The sequence below is a fragment of the Leptothrix sp. (in: b-proteobacteria) genome (assembly GCF_965250675.1).
Lineage (GTDB): Bacteria > Pseudomonadota > Gammaproteobacteria > Burkholderiales > Burkholderiaceae_C > Sphaerotilus.
The window spans coordinates 108,050-127,971 of sequence record NZ_CBDFPH010000011.1; the positions used below are offsets into that span (position 1 = coordinate 108,050).

A 19,922-nucleotide genomic window follows, 5' to 3' on the forward strand; every position below is an offset into this window, starting at 1 on the left:
CTTATCTTCAGCGCCGGACGGCTTGCGGCAAGTTCATAACACGCTCTAGACGTACTGGAGGCCCAAGGCCGCACTGAAAAATATTTACAGCACCTTCAAGTCGCGATTGACGAGTTGGACAAGAGGGTTCTGCTGCGTAACGAGGAACTGCGCCAGCTGTTGGGCGCTGTCGAAATTGAGCACGGAGAATCACTAGAAATCGCCATCCATCAACTGAATATTCGACAACGAACAGCGCAGCGTGCCAACGAAGTTTGCGTTTCAGCGCGGCGCGTTCTAGACCTCGCACCTACATCCGATATAGGTTCGCTTTTGACCGGGCTGGAATCCTCCGTCCTTGGAGCAAAGAAGGTAATTGCCGCGCTACATGCCGATAGCAGTTCCACTACTCGTTTGACCACGCTTCGGACGCATCTAGGTCAACTTTCTGACCGCCTTGCCCGTGTTGGTGCGGCGATTGACCGGCTAGCGTCGGCGCAGCGTGTGCTTGACGACGTCATCGAAAACCAATCGCTGGACGCAGCAAGCGCAGCCGTCGTTGCGGCCACGCACAAAGTTGCAGACAACATTTTCTCTCGAATTCACGCACCGTCTGAATACATGGTTACCGCTGAGGCCGGAGCGCCACTCAGGCGACGTGAAAGTAATTCACCAGTTCAGCTCAATCAAGTCAGCACGGGGCAACGAGCGGCCTATGCTTTGTCAATGTTCTTGGCGATGAATGCCCAAGTCAAAGCGGGTCCGAAGGTGATTCTGTTGGATGACCCAATTTCCCACGTCGATGACCTTAATGCATTGTCTTTCCTGGACTACTTGAGAAATCTCGTCCTTAAGTCGGACCGTCAAGTGTTTTTTGCTACTGCCGACGAAAAAGTTGCAGGACTGTTTCTTCACAAGTTCGCCTTCCTCGGCAATGACTTCCGAACCATTGAGTTGGCGCGCGGATAATCGGCGCGAAGCACGTGTACTTGACACCTCCCGTTTTCCAAGAAAGTTACTGAATGCTCACCGGCGAACTCCGCTCCCAAGTCGACGCCATCTGGAACGCATTCTGGTCCGGCGGCATCTCCAACCCGATGGAGGTGCTTGAACAAATCACCTACCTGCTCTTCATCCGGCGCCTGGACGACGCCCACACGCTGGAGGAGAGCAAGGCCATCACACTGGGCCGCCCCATCGAGAACCGCGTGTTCCCGGCGGGCACCGACGCCAAAGGCCGTGACCACCAGGACCTGCGCTGGTCGCGCTTCAAGAACTTCGCGCCGGCCGAGATGCACGCCGTGGTGGGCGAGCATGTGTTCCCCTTCCTGCGCAACCTGGGTGGCCAGGGCAGCAGCTACGCGCAGCACATGAAGGACGCGCGCTTCACCATCCCCACGCCCGGCCTGCTGGCCAAGGTGGTGGACCTGCTGGACCACGTGCCGATGGAGGACCGCGACACCAAGGGCGACCTCTACGAGTACATGCTCGGCAAGATTGCCGCAGCCGGGCAGAACGGCCAGTTCCGCACGCCGCGCCACATCATCAAGCTGATGGTGGCGCTGACGCAGCCCACGCCCAAAGACGTCATCTGCGACCCGGCCAGCGGCACCTGCGGCTTCCTGGTGGCCGCGGGCGAGTACCTGCGCGAGACACATCCGCAGCTGTTCCGTGACGCCACGGCCCGTGCCCACTTCCACCACGGCATGTTCCACGGCTACGACTTCGACAACACCATGCTGCGCATCGGCAGCATGAACATGACGCTGCACGGCGTGGACGGGCCGGACATCCGCTACAAGGATTCGCTGGCCGAGGAGCACGCGGGCGACGAGGAGAAGTACAGCCTCATCCTGGCCAACCCGCCGTTCGCGGGCAGCCTGGACTACGAGAACACCGCCAAGGACCTGCTGGCCATCGTCAAGACGAAGAAGACCGAGCTGCTCTTCCTGGCCCTGTTCCTGCGGCTGCTCAAGCCCGGTGGCCGGGCGGCGGTCATCGTGCCGGACGGCGTGCTGTTCGGCAGCAGCAAGGCGCACAAGGAACTGCGCCGCACGCTGGTGGAAGACCACAAGCTCGACGGCGTGGTGTCGCTGCCGGCGGGGGCCTTCAAGCCCTATGCAGGCGTGTCCACCGCCATCCTTCTGTTCACCAAGACCAACTCCGGCGGCACCGACCAGGTGTGGTTCTACGACCTGCAGGCCGACGGCTGGAGCTTGGACGACAAGCGCCAGCCACTGCTGGACGAGGCCAAGCTGGGCCCGGTGCCGGCCTCAGCCTTGAGCGAGGCCGAGCACGCGAAGAACAACCTGCCCGATGCCCTGACGCGCTGGGCGCAGCGCGGCGGCAGCGAACGCCAGCGGCCGCGCACGGCACAGAGCTTCTGCGTGCCCAAGGCGGACATTGCGGCGCAGGGGTATGACTTGAGCCTCAATCGCTACAAGGAAGTGGTGAATGAGACGGTGGAGCATGAATCGCCGCTGGAGATTCTGGCGAAGCTGAAGGTTTTGGAGGCAGAGATTCAGGCGGGGATGGCGGAGTTGGAAGGGATGTTGAAGTGAGCAGCCGGTGGCCGACCGCGAAGCTAGGTGACCTTTGCGAAATTCAACGAGGTGGCTCACCGCGACCGATTGACGACTACATCACGGACTCTCCGGATGGCATCAACTGGATAAAGATTGGCGACGTCGGTGAGGGCGAAAAGTACATTCGGTCTACGAAACAGAAGATTCGTCCGGAAGGCGCCCAACGGTCCAGATTTGTCGAGGCTGGAGACTTCCTGCTCACCAACTCGATGAGCTTCGGTCGTCCGTACATTCTTCGGACATCCGGCTGCATCCATGACGGATGGCTTGTGCTTCGGTATGACGAGGGGCGACTATGTGAAGACTATCTGTACCATGTACTCAGCTCGTCCGACGTATACGCGCAGTTCGTGAAGATGGCGTCGGGCGCTGTCGTCAAGAATTTGAACAGCGAAGTTGTGAAGGCAGTAGAAATACTGCTTCCGCCCCTCGCCGAACAACGCCGCATCGCCGCCATCCTCGACCAAGCCGAAGCCCTGCGCGCCAAGCGCCGCGAGGCCTTGGCCCAGCTCGACCGGCTGGCGCAGGCGATTTTTGTGGAGATGTTTGGTGACCCGGTGGGCAGCAAAGGGAAGTGGCCAAGCAAATCGCTCTCCGATTGTTGCGATGCAATCAACGATTGCCCGCACTCCACTCCCGATTGGGCGGACGAAGGCTATGTTTGCCTCCGAACTTCAAATTTGACGGAGGGCGACTGGAATTGGAGCGACGAGCGATTTGTAAGTGAGGCTGACTATCACGAGCGCTCCAAGCGTGGGTATATCCGTGCGGGCGACATAGTCTTGAGTCGCGAAGGAACAGTTGGGATTGCCGCTATCGTTCAGCCAGGAATGGAGGTCTGTATGGGGCAGCGACTAGTTCAGGTTCGATGCACCAATAAATTTCTGACTCCAGAGTATCTATTACAGCATTTTCTATACGTTCTTGAGCCAAGTCGAATCTCTAGGCTAATGGTTGGTTCCACAGCCCAACACTTGAACGTCAAAGAACTAAGAGCACTGTCCATTCCGTTACCCCCACTGTTAGACCAACAGAAGTTTGGCGCGCGAATGCATAGTCTCAAGGCCCTTCGGTCGAAACATCGGGATGCGATTGGCGTATTGGATAGTGTCTTTGCCTCCGTCCAGCACCGCGCCTTCCGCGGAGAACTCTGAGCCCCACCCTCCAGCCACCTCATGTCGCCCAACTGCCAAAACACCGACACGAGTGATGGACATGTCGCCGCCAGCGACATAAGGTGAAGACGTGTCGCCAAAACGCTGAAACGTCATCATGAACTGGCAACCGGACCGCCCCTTCAACGACCTGCCGCCCGTGCCGGCGGCCGAGGTGCTGGAGACGCGCTCGGTGCTGAAGGCCTGCATCCCGGCCCGGGCCGCGCTGGCGGCGCTGAACCAGGCCGCCGCGCTGATGCCCAACCCGGCGATGCTGGTGAACACGCTGCCGATGCTGGAGGCGCGGGACAGCTCGGAAATCGAGAACATCGTCACCACGGCCGACCGGCTGTTCCAGCATGCCGGCGGCGCCGAAGCCCAAGCCGACCCCGCCACCAAGGAGGCGCTGCGCTACCGCGGCGCGCTGTACTGGGGCGCGGCCTCGCTGCGCGAGCGGCCGCTCAGCACTGCCACGGCGGTCGAGGTGTGCCGGCAAATCAAAGGCGTGGACCTGGACGTGCGCCGCACGCCCGGCACCCAGCTGGTCAACGACCGCAGCGGTGAGGTCGTCTACACCCCACCCCAGGGCGAGGCCGTGCTGCGCAGCCTGCTGGCCGACTGGGAGCATTTCCTGCACGAGGCCACCGACGTGGACCCGCTGGTGCGCATGGCGGCGGCGCACTACCAGTTCGAGGCCATCCACCCCTTCGTCGACGGCAACGGCCGCACGGGCCGGGTGCTGAATCTGCTGTTCCTGCTGCAGGCGGGCCTGCTGGACCTGCCCATCCTCTACCTCAGCCGCGCCATCCTGCGCCGCAAGGCGGACTACTACCGGCTGCTGCGCGAAGTGACGCAGACCGGCGGTCAGGCGGGATGGGAGCCCTGGCTGCTGTTCATGCTTCAAGGGGTGGAAGAAACCGCTCAGTGGACGACGGCCAAGATACTGGCCATCCGCGCCCTGGCCGACCACACCGCCCTGCATGTGCGCGACCGAGCGCCCAAAATCTACAGCCGCGAGCTGGTGGACGTGGTGTTCGAGCAGCCGTATTGCCGAATCGCCAACCTGGTGGAACGCGGCGTCGCCCAGCGCCAGGCTGCGTCGCGCTACCTTCATGCCTTGGCCGAGCTGGGTGTGCTGACGCCGACCGAGGTGGGCAAGGAGAAGCTGTTCGTCCACCCTCGTCTGCTGCGACTGCTGGCCAGCGAAACCCATGAGGTGGTCCGATACACCTAACTCAGCCCAGACCTGTCATCAGAAGCAGGCAGGCCAAGAACGAATCAGGGAACCCACACGATGAGCAATTTCGCCTTCCTCCAGGCCGAATGGGGCACGGTGTTCGAGGCCGCCCAGCGGGCCGAGAGCGCCGTCCACAGCGACGCACGCGTCTCATGCTTCTACGCGCGCCGAGCCCTGGAGCTGGCGGTGGACTGGTTGTTCAAGCACGACGGCGCCTTCAAGCTGCCCTACCAGGACAACCTGAGCGCCCTCATCCACGAGCCGTCCTTCCGGCGAGGCGTGGGCGACGCGCTGTTCACCAAGGCCCGGCTCATCCAGAAGATGGGCAACGAGGCCGTGCACAGCACCAGGAAGGTGGCACCGACCGATGCACTGACCGCCAGCCGTGAGCTGTTCCACGTCTGCTACTGGCTGGCCCGCACCTACGGGCGCGGGCAGCGGCCCGAGCCGGGCCTGAGCTTCCAGAGCGGCCTGGTTCCGGCAGCCAGCGGCGCGGTGGCGCCCGCGCAGTCGGCCGAGCAGCTGCAGAAGCTCGGCGCCCAGCTGCAGGAGAAGGACCAGAAGCTCTCGGAGGTGCTGTCCAAGCACGCGGTGCTGGATGCCGAGCTGCAGCAGTTGCGCGCGCAGGTGGCGGCAGCCAAGCTGGCCAACGCCCAGGTGCCCGACACGCACGACTATTCCGAGGCCGAGACGCGCAAGGCCTTCATCGACGTGCTGCTGCGCGAGGCCGGCTGGCAGCTGGACCCGGCGAAGAACTTCGAGATTGAAGTGCAGGGCATGCCCAACGGCGAAGGCAAAGGCTTTGTGGACTATGTGCTGTGGGGCGACGACAGCAAGCCGCTGATGCTGGTCGAGGCCAAGCGCACCACCAAGAGCCCGGCGGTCGGCCAGCAGCAGGCCAAGCTGTATGCCGATTACCTGGAAGCGCAGTTCGGGCAGCGTCCGGTCATCTTCTATTCCAACGGCTACGAGCACTGGATGTGGGACGACCTGGCCCACCCGCCGCGGCCGGTGCAAGGCTTCTACAAGAAAGACGAGCTGCAGCTGCTGGTGCAGCGCCGCGCCTCACGCAAGGCGCTGGCCGAGGCCACCGTCAGCGGCACCATCATCGAGCGCTATTACCAGACCCGCGCCGTTCGGCGTGTGGGCGCCAGCTTCGAGGTGGACCACCTGCGCAAGTCGCTGCTGGTGATGGCCACGGGCAGCGGCAAGACGCGCACCGTCATCGCCCTGGTCGACGTGCTGATGCGCTGCAACTGGGCCAAGCGCGTGCTGTTCCTGGCCGACCGGGTGGCGCTGGTGAACCAGGCCGTCAACGCATTCAAGGCCCACCTGCCCGACGCAGCACCGGTGAACCTAGTGACCGACAAGGTGACGGACGGGCGCGTCTTCGTGTCGACCTACCCGACGATGATGGGGCTCATCGACGAGACCCACGACGGCCAGCGCCGCTTCGGCGTGGGCCACTTCGACCTCATCGTCATCGACGAGGCGCACCGCTCGGTCTACCAGAAGTACGGCGCCATCTTCCAGTACTTCGACAGCCTGCTGGTGGGCCTGACGGCCACGCCCAAGGACGACATCGACAAGAACACCTACGGGCTGTTCGAGCTGGAGACCGGCGTTCCCACCGACGCCTACGACCTGGACCAGGCCGTGGCGGACGGCCACCTGGTGCCACCGGTGGCGATTTCGGTGCCGCTGCGGTTCCAGCGCGAGGGCATCAAGTACAGCGAGCTGAGCGATGAGGACAAGGCGCAGTGGGACGAGCTGGAGTGGAATGACGAAGGCACCGCGCCCGACGAGGTGAGCGCCGAGGAGCTGAACAAGTGGTTCTTCAACACCGACACCGTCGACAAGGTGCTCGAGGTGCTGATGACCCAGGGCCAGAAGGTGGCGGGCGGCGACCGCCTGGGCAAGACCATTGTCTTCGCCAAAAACAACCACCACGCCGAGTTCATCGAACGGCGCTTCAACGCCAATTACCCCGAGCACAAGGGGCACTTCGCGCGGGTGGTGACCTACAAGACGGAATACGCCCAGAGCCTCATCGACGACTTCTCGAAGAAGGACAAGGCGCCGCACATCGCCGTGTCGGTGGACATGCTGGACACTGGCATCGACGTGCCGGAGGTGCTGAACCTGGTCTTCTTCAAGCCGGTGCGCTCGAAGACCAAGTTCTGGCAGATGCTGGGGCGCGGCACGCGCCTGTGCAAGAACCTGTTCGGCCCGGACGAGGACAAGAAGTGCTTCTATGTCTTCGACTTCTGCCAGAACCTGGAGTACTTCAGCCAGAACCCGGCCAGCGCCGACGGCGCCTCGGCAGAGTCGCTGAGCACGCGGCTGTTCAAGGCGCGGCTGGACCTCATCGGTGAGCTCGACCAGCGGCTCGCACGGGGCGACGGTGTCGGGGAGTCGCCGCCATCGGCCTACGGCGGACACCCCACGCTGGCCGAACTGCGCGCCGCGACCGCCTCGATGCTGCACGAGCGCGTCGGGGCGATGAACGTGGACAACTTCGTCGTCCGTCCGCACCGGCAAGCCGTGGAGCGCTACGTCAAGGCCGACGCCTGGCAAGCCCTGAATGCAGATGACTTCGACACGCTGGCCGCGCAGGTGGCCGGTCTGCCCACGCAGGTGCAGGACGACGACGAGGAAGCCAAGCGCTTCGACATGCTGCTGCTGCGCGCGCAGCTGTCTGTGCTGCAGGCGCGGCCGGACTTCATGAGCCTACGCGAGAAGATTCAAGGCATCGCCACGCACCTCGAGGACGAGATGGCCATCCCGGCCATCAAGGCCGAGGCGCCGCTGATTCACGCCGTCGCCAGCGACGACTGGTGGCAGGACGTAACCGTGCCGATGCTGGAGACCGTGCGCCGACGCCTGCGCGCCCTCATCAAGCTGCTGCCCAAGGGCCAGAAGAAGGTCGTCTACACCGACTTCGAGGACGAAGTGGGCGAGGCGGTCCGCATCGACCTGCCGCAGGTCACCTCGGGCTTGAACATGGCCAAGTTCAAGGACAAGGCCCGGGCCTTCCTGCGCGACCATGAATCGCATCTGGCCCTGCAGCGCCTGCGGCGCAATCAGCCGCTGACCGCGCTGGACCTGGCCGAGCTGGAGAAGATGCTCATCGCTGCAGGGGGCACGGAGCCCCTGCTGACCGAAGCGCGCAGCCAGGGCCTGGGCCTGTTCGTGCGCTCATTGGTGGGCCTGGACCGCGAGGCCGCCATGCAGGCCTTCGGCGACCTGCTCCAGGGCGGCAAGGCGACGCCTGAGCAGATTGAGTTTCTGGAGCTTGTCATCGACGAGCTGACTCAGAACGGCGTGATGCCGCCGGAACGGCTGTTCGAGTCGCCGTTCACCGATGTCAACGCGCAGGGGCCGCTGGGGGTGTTTCCGCCGACGCAGGTGACGCGCATCGTGTCGACGTTGAATGAGATTCGGACGCGGGCTGTGGCTTGACATGCCTAGTGCGAGTTCAGCGTACAGCGATTGACATTGCTAGACGGACCGAACCAACCGAATAGCACCAGGCACCAAAGTGAAGACCACACACCCTCACCGGCGGTGAGTCCAAATCTGATACCGGGCGTAGCCACAATGACAGAACAAGAAATGGCACGGGAGGCCACAACGATGGACAGCCAGACAAGCGTCGCCAGCGAACCCACCGGCGTGGCGACGGAGGCAGACAAACCGACGGGCGTCGAGATTGAAATCGAGGCGGACGCGACGCTTGGTTACGTGTCCATCCAAAACTCCGTGCCGGTTGTCCGGTCCTTGCGCCTGACCAACCACGGGACGGACCCGCTGGAGAACTTGCAGGTGCTTATCACCTGCAATCCGCGGTTCGCGCAGGGCATCAAGCTGCGCTTCGACCGCTTGGCGCCCAGCGAAAGCCGCCGTGTTTCACCGGTGGACCTTCACCCCGACCACAGCTACTTGGCTGAGCTTCAGGAGGCTGTTCAGGCGGTCGTGAAGGTAACCGTACTCACCGGGACCAACGAACTCGCACACAAGGCGCAGCCGCTGGAGGTTCTCGCCTACGACCAGTGGGCAGGCACGCGAGCTCTGCCAGAGTTGTTGGCGGCGTTTTGCATGCCGAACAATCCGGCCGTAGACGTGCTCATTGGGAAGGCTTCCAAGCTCCTTCGCGCACAGCACAGCGAGTTGTCGATGAATGGCTACCAGTCCAAGAACCGCGAGGTTGTCTGGAAGCAGGTGTCGGCTCTGTACAGCACCATCTCGGCCGAGGCGCTCCAATACTCCGAGCCTCCGGCATCGTTCGGCTCCGACGGACAGAAGATTCGCACACCGGAGCGAATCCTTGAGGCCCGGGTCGCGACCTGCCTCGACTTGGCCATGCTGTTCGCATCGTGCCTAGAGCAGGCAGGACTCCGCCCAGTCGTACTCATCAAGGACGGTCACGCATGGGTGGGCGTTTGGCTTCACTCAGCCTGCTTCCCTGACCCGCTCACGGACGACGTCCAGGCCGTTCGCAAGCGTGTTGACAGTGGCGAGTTCCTCGTCTTCGAGACCACCGGGGTCGCCCAACATCACAGTCATCGGCCGTCCCTGCGCATCGCGATGGAGCAAGGCCATGCGCACTTACTGGAGGAGGGCTCGTTCCGCTACGCGGTGGACGTCCACCGCGCCCGCGAGGTCCAAATCAAACCGCTGCCGTCGCGCACAGCGCCGCTTAAGCGGACGGAAGTAGAGACGGAGGTGCCGGAGGCCATCGAGCCCACGCCGCACCTTCCGCCGCTCGACCCAGAGTTCCTGACACCGCTCGACCTACCCACGGAAGACACGCCTGAGGGGCGGTTGTCGAAGTGGAAGTCCAAACTTCTGGACCTGACGTTGCGTAACCGGCTGCTGAACTTCAAGCCGACCAAATCGACGTTGCAGTTCGTGGCGCCAGACCTGGCGAAGCTCGAAGACGCCCTGGCCGACGGAACCGAGTTCAGGGTTCGGCCACTGCCGGGAATCATGGAAGGAGCCGACCCTCGCATGGCGCAGGTACACACGAATCGTGTGGGCCGCACCCCCATAGACGACATGGCGCTCGAAGCGCTGGCCAACAAGGAACTGCTCGCCCGAGTGCAGCAAGACTCCTTGGATGGCAACCTACTGGCCATCTTCAGCGCTGCCCGTACGGGTCTGGAGGAAGGCGGCGCCAACACGCTGTACCTGGCCATCGGCCTGCTGAAGTGGACGGAGGCAGAGAAGGCCGATACCACGCACCTCGCACCCATCTTGTTGGTGCCGGTCAGCCTGCAGCGGCAGTCCGTGCGTAGCGGCTTCAGGCTGAGCCGCCATGATGACGAGGCCATCGTCAACCCGACTCTGCTTCAGCTCCTGAAGAGCAAATTCGAGCTGCGAGTTGCGGGCCTTGATGTCGTCCCCACCGACGAACGCGGCATCGACGTTGGGAAGGTGCTGCAGTCGTTCAGGCTTGCCGTGCGGGAGATTCCGAAGTGGGAAGTGCTTGAGCAGGCCCACCTGGGCATCTTCTCCTTCACGAAGTACCTGATGTGGAAGGACCTGCAGGACCGAACCGAGGCGCTGAAGGGCAATCGGGTCGTCAAGCACCTCATCGAGAACCCCGGCCAAGCGTTTGCGCACGAGGGTCGCGACGGTGACTTCGAACGCCTGGACGACACCCACCGCCCTCAGGACATCCTCGCTCCACTCTTGTCGGACTCGTCCCAGATGAAGGCCATCTGCGCGATTGACGCTGGACGCGACCTCGTACTGGAAGGCCCCCCAGGCACCGGGAAGAGCCAGACCATCACCAACCTCATCGCTCACAGCCTTGCCAAAGGCAAGACGGTGTTGTTCGTGTCCGAGAAGATGGCAGCCCTGGAGGTCGTCCATCGCAGGCTCACCGACATCGGGCTGGGCCCGTTCTGCCTGGAACTTCACTCGTCCAAGACCAAGAAGTCGGAAGTTCTTCAGCAACTGGGCAAAGCCTTGGACATCGCTGGGCAGCGCACCGCGGAGGACTGGTCACGCGAAGCGGACCGCCTTGCCCAACTCCGGCTGGAACTGAACGGACTGGTCGATTCTCTGCATCGCCAGCACCCAAGCGGGTTGACCGTCTTCGATGCCATTGGCACCTGCATTCAGCACGCCGGCAAGGAGCCTTCCCCCATGCCTTGGGCTGACGCGCTGGCGCACAGCCGTGATGATGTCGACCGGCTCAGGGAAACGAGCCGGAAGATGTCTGCCCTTGCAGGCGCGCTTGGCCGAATCGATGGCCATGCCCTCAGCCAGCTCGGACGCTCCGACTGGGCGCCCAGTTGGCAGGATGACCTCCTGAGCGCGGCTCAGGCCTTGGACGGCGCCATCCGCTTCCTGAAAGCCAAAGCAGAACCACTTGGCAGCTTGATTGAACTGCCTCTGGCTGGCCTGAGCCTGGATGGCTACAGCCGGATTGATGCCCTTGCCGACGTCCTGTTGGCTGCGCCAAAGGTGCCATCGGGGCTCGCAAGACAAGCCCATGACCCGGCCGCCAGGGCTCGTCTCCATGCCCTGGCAAAGCATGGCGAGGCACGCAATGGGCACTGGGGCCGCGTCGGACAAGGCTGGACTGCACAGCTCGCAAAGCTCAACGGTACCGAACTGCAGGCCCAGTGGGGGCAGGCCACATCGACGTGGTGGCCGAAGTCTGCCCTCGCCAAGGGAGCTGTCAAGGCACGACTTGCCACCTTCCGCGAAGACGGCAAGCGCCCAACGGACGCTGCTGTCTGCTCCCTGCTGGCGCCACTGGTCGACCTCAACGAGGAAGACCAGATGCTTCGTTCAATGGAGGCGGATGCCCAAGCGCTGCTCCTGGATGCCTATGCCGGACCCAACACGGACTGGGCCACCGTGGGAAGACACGAGGACTGGGCGAACAAGTTTTCCAGTGCTGTCACGCTCGTCGCAGGTCCCGATGCGGGCGTTGCGGGTGCACTGAGGCAGCGGCTACAGCCGTTGGTTGGTGAAGACCGCGCAGCACTGGCACCCGGTGCGTATGGTGGACGCGCGCTGCTTGAGTTTCGGGATGCGTGGCGGGACCTGCGGCAAAAGCTGGAGACCGTGGAGGGCTTGGCGAAGCCCTTGAGCCCCTTGCAAGGGGCAGCGGACGCCGACGGCGCCCTGGAGCGAATCCAGGCCGTCCTCGTAGGCTGGCAAGGCGCCAAGCGACTGCTGCAGCCCTGGTGTCTCTGGCGAAGCGTTCGTGACCAAGCTGTGGCGCAGGGACTTCAGGGCATCGTGACCAGCCTCGAAGCAGGTGCGGTGCCTTTGCGAGAGGTCGAGGAGCACTTCGAATTCAGCTACCGACACTGGTGGGTCAAGAAGACCATCGACAACGACCCCGTACTGCGTGGATTCTCGAGCGCTGACCACGAGCGGAAGATTCGCGAATTCCGGCAGGCGGACACCAAGTTCCAGAAGCTCACCGAGAAGTACATCGCAGCAGTATTGTCTGGCCGTGTGCCTTCAGGTATCGGCGCGGCGGTCAGTCCAGACAGTGAACTCGGGAAGCTGAGACGGGAGCTCCAGAAGCAGCGCAAGCAGATGCCAGTCCGGCAACTGGTTCAGGGGCTTCCCACATTGCTGCCCAAGCTCAAGCCTTGTCTGCTGATGTCACCGCTCTCGGTGGCGCAGTACCTTGACGCAGGCTACGCGCAGTTCGACTTGGTCGTCTTCGACGAAGCTTCCCAGATACCTGTCTGGGACGCCGTTGGCGCCATCGCACGTGGCAAGCAACTCGCGGTGGTCGGTGACCCGAAGCAGTTGCCGCCGACAAACTTCTTCAACAAATCAAGCGACTCAGACGACGGTCCGTCCGGCGACGAGCAGGTTGAGGACTTGGAGAGCATCCTGGACGAGTGCCTTGGTGCAGGCATGAACCGCCTGAGCCTGCAGTGGCACTACCGCAGCCGCCACGAGAGCCTCATCACCTTCAGCAACGTCGCCTACTACGACTCCAAGCTCATCACTTTCCCATCCCCGGTTACCGACGATGTGGCCGTCAGATTCGAGCGAGTACACGGCGTCTATGACCGTGGCGGAACCCGCACGAACCGTTCGGAAGCCGAGGCCATCGTCAAGGGCATCGAAGCCCACTACCTCTCGAATTCGAAGAAGGACCACACGCTGGGCGTTGTGACCTTCAACCAACCGCAGCAGTCGCTCATCGAGACTCTTCTGGATGCCCGTCGCCGAGCGAGCCAAGCCTTGGACCGAGCGATTGCAGCCAGCTCGCACGAACCGCTGTTCATCAAGAACCTCGAAAACGTCCAAGGAGATGAGCGGGACGTCATTTTCTTCTCCATCACCTATGGGCCGGACGCCGCGGGCAAAACCACGATGAACTTCGGTCCGCTCAACGGTGAAGGCGGGCACCGCCGGCTGAACGTCGCCATCTCGCGAGCCCGTGAAGGTGTGGTCATCTACAGCACTTTGATGCCCCAGCAAATTGACTTGGCAAAGGTTCGGGCAGCCGGTGTGCGAGACCTCAAGAACTACCTCGAGTTCGCGCTGAAGGGTCCAAGGGCGCTGGTCGAGCAGTCCATGCCTACCGGACTGGAGCCAGACAGTCCATTCGAGACCGCGGTCATCAAAGTATTGCGAGACCGCAACTGGGTCGTCCATCCGCAGGTTGGCTGCTCAGGCTACCGAATCGACCTTGGTGTGGTCGACCCTAGAGCACCCGGCCGTTATCTGGTCGGCATCGAGTGCGACGGTCGTTCGTACCACTCCGGTGCAACGGCCCGCGACCGGGACCGCTTGCGGCAGCACGTTCTTGAAGGCCTAGGCTGGCGCATACACCGCATCTGGTCCACCGACTGGTGGCTCAACCCGGAGGCCGAGGTCGACAAGGTCCTGGCTCGCCTGCAGGAGATTCTTGAGCGGGACGAGAACAGGGACGATGAGCCGGTGGTATCCGCTGAGCCCAGTGCCCTGACCGATACCTCGGTAGATGAAGAAGTGGCGCAGGATGCTGAAAGCCCACAAGGGACCGTTGGCGCCTCCGTCCCGCCAATCGTGCCTGAGTCGCCGGCGTACCCGGTTTACAGGCCGGTCTCGCTCACAGCAGGTGACCCCGTCAAGTTCTACGAACCCGGTGCCTCGCGTTCCCTCACGCTCCAACTTCAGCAAGCGATTGATGCAGAAGGCCCGCTGCCAGAGCTGGTGCTGTTCCGTCGCGTGGCCCGCGCATGGGGTCTTGAGCGGACGGGTTCAAGAATTGTCGAACGCCTCAAGAGCCTTGTGCTGCCCTCTGCCGGTAGAACTAACGAGGGCGAGGCCACCTACTACTGGCCTTCATCAGCCAGCGCGGCGACCTGGACAGGTTTCAGGCTGGCGGACCAGGACGAGGCCTCAAGGCGCCACATCGTCGATGTCGCCATCGAGGAGGTGAGCAATCTTGTGCTCCACGTGCTCGAAGTGGGAGGAGCGGCCCCCCGGTCGGATGTCGCCAAGTCGGTCTGCCGCCTGATAGGGATGGCGCGGACCACAGCGGATGCAGAGGCACGAGTATCCAGGGCGATGGACCTCCTGTGCATTCAAGGGAAGCTGGTAGACATGGGCACGTCCATCCGACTTGCCCAAGGATGAGGCTAGTCGCTCGGGCAGGCAACGAAGAGATGGCGAAATGGTAGGAGAGACGGTGCTGCGACAGGCTGAGTCGATGTCAGCAGAGTGGGTTGCGATTTTGATGGGTCCAACAAGTACAAAAATGAACGACACCGCTTTGCTACGTCGCAATTGCGTAACTGCATCGCTGCGCTACTGGCCAGACAAAGAATGAATTCGAACAACTTCCAACCTTTGAGGGGCCGCTGGCCCCAGTTGTACCAACACGCAGCCTTCGCAGAGCATTACGCGCACACGGACCCCCATACGGTGGCCGTAAAATTGCGCTGCTTCGCAGAAGAACTCGTTGGTTTTGTCTATAGAGAACTGAGGCTTCCGAGCCTGCCATCTGACGGATTTTTCGAGAAACTAAAATCCCCCTCCTTCCAAGATGCCGCTGGCGAAGCTGTAGTGCAGAAGCTTCATGCCTTGCGCATACTCGGCAATAAGGCTGCCCACGGCGGCTCAATGGACGCCAATACGTCTCTACCTCTTATTGAGGAGGCCTACCTTCTTGGGCAGTGGCTATGTAAGACCTACGGCGAGGAGCATGCTGAATATTATATGCCATACCAACCACCAGCGAAACAAGCTGCTCCAGCCGAGACGGCAGCAGCTCTAGCAGAACAGCTGGCGGCAGCAATAGCAGAATTGAATCGCTTGGAGGCTTCTGAAAAGGCCTTTCAAGCGCCAATCACCGAACTTGGGCAAGTTCTCGACGAGACCAGAATTCGGGACTTCAAGCAGGCTTCCGCAAGGGCTGCAGAAACAATGGACTTCAAGTCTGCTAACACACGCAGGCTGGTGAGCATCCACGATGCCTTTGCTGGGTATTCACTGACGAATGGTCAAGCGGAACTCGTCAACAACCTAGAACGATTCCTCGACGGCAAGACGGAAAGTGTCTTCCTGCTCAAAGGCTACGCCGGCACGGGGAAAACTTTTGTCACCAAGGGATTGACCGAGTATTTCAGAGCAATCGGTCGCAACTATGTCCTTGCTGCACCAACAGGCAAGGCTTCGAAGGTGATTGCAAGCAAGACCAAGTCGCCGGCGTACACCATTCACAAGAGCATTTACTCATTCGACGACATTGCCGAGTATCGCGACGACGATACTGATGGAACCGAGACGTTCAAGTTTTACGCCAAGCTTGCTGTGAACAGTCTCTCGGCAGACACGGTCTACATCGTGGACGAAGCATCCATGATTTCCGATAACTACCAGGAGGCCGAGTTTTTCCGCTTCGGAACCGGGCATTTGCTTGCTGACTTTCTGAATTTCGTTAACTTGGACCACAACGACCACAGCAAGAAGATTATTTTCATCGGTGACGATGCCCAATTGCCGCCTGTTGGCATGAACTTTTCGCCAGCCCTGGATGCCGGTTACCTTTACCGGGAGCACGGCGCACGGTCTACGGGCTTCGAGCTCTCTGAGGTCGTGCGTCAAAAATCGGAAAGCGGCGTTATCGCGAACGCAATTCCGCTCCGCAAGGCATTGAAGGAAAAGTCATTCAATCGGCTGACAGTGGAATTTGGCTACCCCGATGTACAAAAGGTCGAGCACGTCGACCTGATGGACCGCTATCTCGAATCATGCGGCGGTAAAATCAATGCGGAAGCAATAGTAATCGCGCACTCAAATTCAGACGTCGGAGACTACAACCGGCGAATTCGGGAGCACTTTTTTCCCGGCCGCCCTGAAATTGAGCAAGGGGACAAGGTGATGGCTGTCTCCAACAGCGATGCATACGGTCTATTCATATCGAACGGCGACTTTGGCCAGATAAGGCAGGTCCTCACCGACTCCGAAAAGCGCACCGTCACCCTGAAACGAAAATCCCCCGACACCGGAACAGTTGAGGAAATACCAGTTCCCTTGCTTTTCAAGGATGTCGTTATTGGCTTCAAAGACCTCGAAGGTGTCTCCCATTTCTTCAAGGCCAAAATCATCGAGGACCTGCTGTACTGCAAAGAGATTGCACTCTCCTCCGACCAGAACAAGGCTCTCTATCTCGACTTCTGTATACGGAACAAGAACCTTAAACGGGGAAGCAGTGAGTTCAAGCACACATTGAAAGCTGACCCGTATTTCAACGCGCTCAGACTGAAGTTTGGATACGCAATCACTTGCCACAAGGCTCAAGGAAGTGAGTGGAATAGCGTATTCGTCAAATGCAAGAGCCACCAGAGCCAATTGACCGCAGATTATTTTCGCTGGCTCTACACTGCCATAACCCGAACGGCCAAGAATCTCTATCTGCTTGACCCGCCCGACATCCAGCCGTGGAGCGGCATCAAAATGGTCTCGAACCCCGCGTTGGACGTTCTTGTGTCAACGGAGGCTTCCGAGTCAACTGCAGTCGCCATCATTCCTTCGCTGCAACATGCTCGTACATCCTCGCCGCAAGACTCCGGCACTTTTGGCATCCCCGAGAGCGCGACGGTCCTTCTCTCGCTACTTGCGGAGGTGCGCAGGCTGACTGACGGGAAGGGCATCGTCGTTGACGACGTGCACCACAACCAGTGGCAGGAGTCTTACCATTTCAAGCGTGGAGTCGAGACCGCCCGCGTGGCCATCTCTTACACGAGCAAGAACAGGATTTCTTCCGTCACGCCCCATGGCCTTGGAGGTCTTGGCTCCGAGTTGCTAGACCTGCTCTTGCCGCTCAAAGGTCGGCCGCTTCTCGCCTCCGAAGGCTCGGCGGTCGCGCAATCGTCGTTCTCCAAGCAGTTTCTCAACGACTTCCATGACAAGGTTCTGGCGATGTGCAGCGCGAGCGAAATCGCGGTCCAAAATGTCGTCGTGCAGCAATGGTCCCAGCGATATAGCTTCGTCAAGGAGGGCGCGGTTGCCGTGTACGACATCTGGTACAACGGCAAAGACCGGTTTACCAAGTGCCAGCCCGTGCTAACTGCCTGCTCTCCCGGCCCTCTGGTCGCCACAGTAGGTCAATTGCTTACTGAGGGTATGCAGCAATGATGACAAGCAAGGAGGTATTCGCAAAACGCAGGGAAGGCGCTATCGACGAAGCATATCGGATGGCATTGGAACTCATGGGCTCTCCGAATGCAGACGCTTGGGACAGGAAGGCCTTTTGCTGGTGCCTCATTGACATTATCAAACGTGACGCCGGAAGCGGGGAGACCTCGAACCTATCACATTACCGGATGCAACTAGAGAGCATCGAGGCAGACGCCTCGGACGACGTACTCGCAAAAGGGCGTCGGAACGCCCTCAATCTATGCAATCCCAGTGGTCGAGAAATTAGCAAGGCAAAGGCCCTGAGCAAGGAAGGCCGCCATGCAGAAGCCGCGTCCGCATACCGTAAGGCCTTGGCCGCCTACCCGACGGACAGGGAGGTCCAGGCTGGACTCGGCTGGGAGTTGTTTAAGCACTCCAAAGATTTAATGGCTGCCGAGAACTTCAATCTCGGAGCTGTTAAGCGTAATCTTAGTGACTACCTCAGGCTAGATGTCGAGAAGCCCTCGCTGCTGCACTCCTGTGTTCTGCAACTCGCCGCCAAGCTAGTCAGTCAAGACAAGTTCAGCATGCTTGTATTTTCCCGCCTGTGGAATTTGGAAAATCTGCGGCAAGAGGATTTCGAGCGTTTCCGCACGCCGGACGGCAAGGAATACCCGTCGCTAGCTGAGAAAGTTATCCAGCAGGCGGGGAAGGAGGCTGCTGCGTCTGATGATGCGCGGGAGCAGAAACAGGTCCTCCCCCATCTCGATGCAGCGATTGAGCGGTATCCAGATAACGTCTGGCTAAAGCTGGACAAGGCCAAGGTGCTTCTTGCCTTGGGCATGAATGATGAGGCTCTTGAGTTCGCGCTAATAATTGCAAAGGCCAAGCCGAACGACTACTGGGCCTGGGGATTGCTGGGAGACATCGTTTCGCAGACAGACCGCGATGCAGCCCTTGGCTGCTACTGCAAGGCCCTATCCTGTCCTAGCGAAGACAAGTTCACAGGAAAAATCAGGCTAAAGGTCGCCCAGCGTATGCTGGAAGGCAATCACCTCTCTGCTGCAAAGTTCGAGGTTGAAACCGTCGTTCGCACGAAGGAGCGCGAAGGGTACAAGATACCGGAGGAGGTTGCTGAAATCACCACTCAACCTTGGTTTTCAGCAACCGCGGCAGCCTCGTCAAACCGCGACTTTTACAAGTCAAAGCTCCCTGCCGCTGAAGCACTGCTGTTTGGTGGCTTACCTTGGATAGACGCCTGCGTAGGCGAAGGTTTTTCTGTTTTCGACAAAGAAGGCAAATCTAAGCAAAAGCGAAAGATATTCCTAAGAACGCCCTCGATTCCTATGGAGGCAATCATCCCGGAATCGAAGCTCGGCCGAGGAAAATGGGCTGATGGCGACACGATAAGCGTCAAGGGAGAGTTAGAGGACGGCAAGGGATTCAAGCTCTATGTGCTCGAAGTCAGGGACGCGAATGCGCGATGGGACATTTTCACTGACAACATTGGCATCGTCGACCACGTCAACGTAGAAAAGGACGTTCTGCATTTCATTGTCAACCGCGAGATTGATGGCGTCATCCCTCTCTCTGAGCTTGACCACTCCTTCGTCGAAGGTGATTCGATTGCCTTGCGGTTATCGAGATACACGTCAAGGCACGGCGCGGCATACAAGGTGCTTTTGGCAAAAGCGTCGGACAAACAGCCCCATCCGGACGTCAAGAAGGAGTTCTGTGCTGAAGTTCGGCTGTCCAACGGAATGGGATTCACGGAAAGTGATGTTTTCATTCCTCCGCCTCTTGTTTCAATGCACCGAATCGAGGATGGTCAACGCATATCAGGTACTGCAGTTCTTGGTTTCAATAAAAAGAAAGGAAACTGGGGGTGGAGAGCAGTTTCGATTGCACATATCGGGAATGTCGAGGCCGCCCAGTGATTGGGGAAACATGTAGGCTGCGGTGCCAGAGGTTGGGGGCATAGCGCTGGGTCGCAAAGGGGGAAGTCAAATCGGGCGTGGGCGTAACGCCGTTCATCCCTGACCAGTACAACACTCGCCTCGGCCGTGAGCGCCGCTGGGTACACAGTGCGTTGAGCCACTGTCCACTCATTGCCGTTGCGAGGAGCGTGGAGCACGTGTGTGCTCGCCAAGGCATACCAGCGCTGGGGTAGACGAGTCAGGCACGTCGCCTCAGGCGAGACCAAAGGATGGAGCAGCTACAAAGGCCTCATTGTGCGGCGAGCGACATATGGGGACCTGTACTGCGGTGCAGGTCACACCCTCTCGCTCAACATTGCCGAGCCACTCTGCCGACACGTGAGCAATCGCCAGTCAACTTTTTCAACTGAGCAGGACGCTTACCACAACAAAG

8 protein-coding genes are annotated in these 19,922 nt (G+C 60.6%); all 8 read left to right on the forward strand.

All coding sequences use genetic code 11. The annotated features are described in order from the left end of the window. Window positions 1–114: 114 nt before the first annotated feature. The 8 genes from AC5IG3_RS14905 to AC5IG3_RS14940 all read left to right on the forward strand — a co-directional run bounded on the left by AC5IG3_RS14905 (window position 115) and on the right by AC5IG3_RS14940 (window position 19,489). A complete protein-coding gene (locus AC5IG3_RS14905) occupies window positions 115–948 on the forward strand; it encodes an ATP-binding cassette domain-containing protein (RefSeq protein ID WP_491907084.1) in 834 nt (277 codons plus the stop codon). Between the two features lie 53 nt (window positions 949–1,001). After that, entirely contained in the window at window positions 1,002–2,540 is a 1,539-nt protein-coding gene (locus AC5IG3_RS14910) for a type I restriction-modification system subunit M (RefSeq protein WP_491907085.1), read from the forward strand. Further along, entirely contained in the window at window positions 2,537–3,718 is a 1,182-nt protein-coding gene (locus AC5IG3_RS14915; protein ID WP_491907086.1) for a restriction endonuclease subunit S, read from the forward strand. The genes AC5IG3_RS14910 and AC5IG3_RS14915 overlap by 4 nt, the downstream gene beginning before the upstream one ends. A 118-nt stretch (window positions 3,719–3,836) precedes the next feature. Next, a complete protein-coding gene (gene fic / locus AC5IG3_RS14920; RefSeq protein WP_491907087.1) occupies window positions 3,837–4,952 on the forward strand; it encodes a protein adenylyltransferase Fic in 1,116 nt (371 codons plus the stop codon). Between the two features lie 60 nt (window positions 4,953–5,012). Then, on the forward strand, window positions 5,013–8,417 hold the full coding sequence (locus AC5IG3_RS14925) for a DEAD/DEAH box helicase family protein (RefSeq protein WP_491907088.1): 3,405 nt from the start codon (window positions 5,013–5,015) through the stop codon (window positions 8,415–8,417). A gap of 174 nt (window positions 8,418–8,591) precedes the next feature. Then, a complete protein-coding gene (gene proA / locus AC5IG3_RS14930) occupies window positions 8,592–14,567 on the forward strand; it encodes an anti-phage protein ProA (RefSeq protein WP_491907089.1) in 5,976 nt (1,991 codons plus the stop codon). Between the two features lie 189 nt (window positions 14,568–14,756). Continuing rightward, complete coding sequence (locus AC5IG3_RS14935; RefSeq protein ID WP_491907090.1) at window positions 14,757–17,570, forward strand: ATP-dependent DNA helicase; 2,814 nt, start codon at window positions 14,757–14,759, stop codon at window positions 17,568–17,570. 59 nt (window positions 17,571–17,629) lie between these two features. Beyond that, on the forward strand, window positions 17,630–19,489 hold the full coding sequence (locus AC5IG3_RS14940; RefSeq protein ID WP_491907091.1) for a tetratricopeptide repeat protein: 1,860 nt from the start codon (window positions 17,630–17,632) through the stop codon (window positions 19,487–19,489). Window positions 19,490–19,922: the final 433 nt, after the last annotated feature.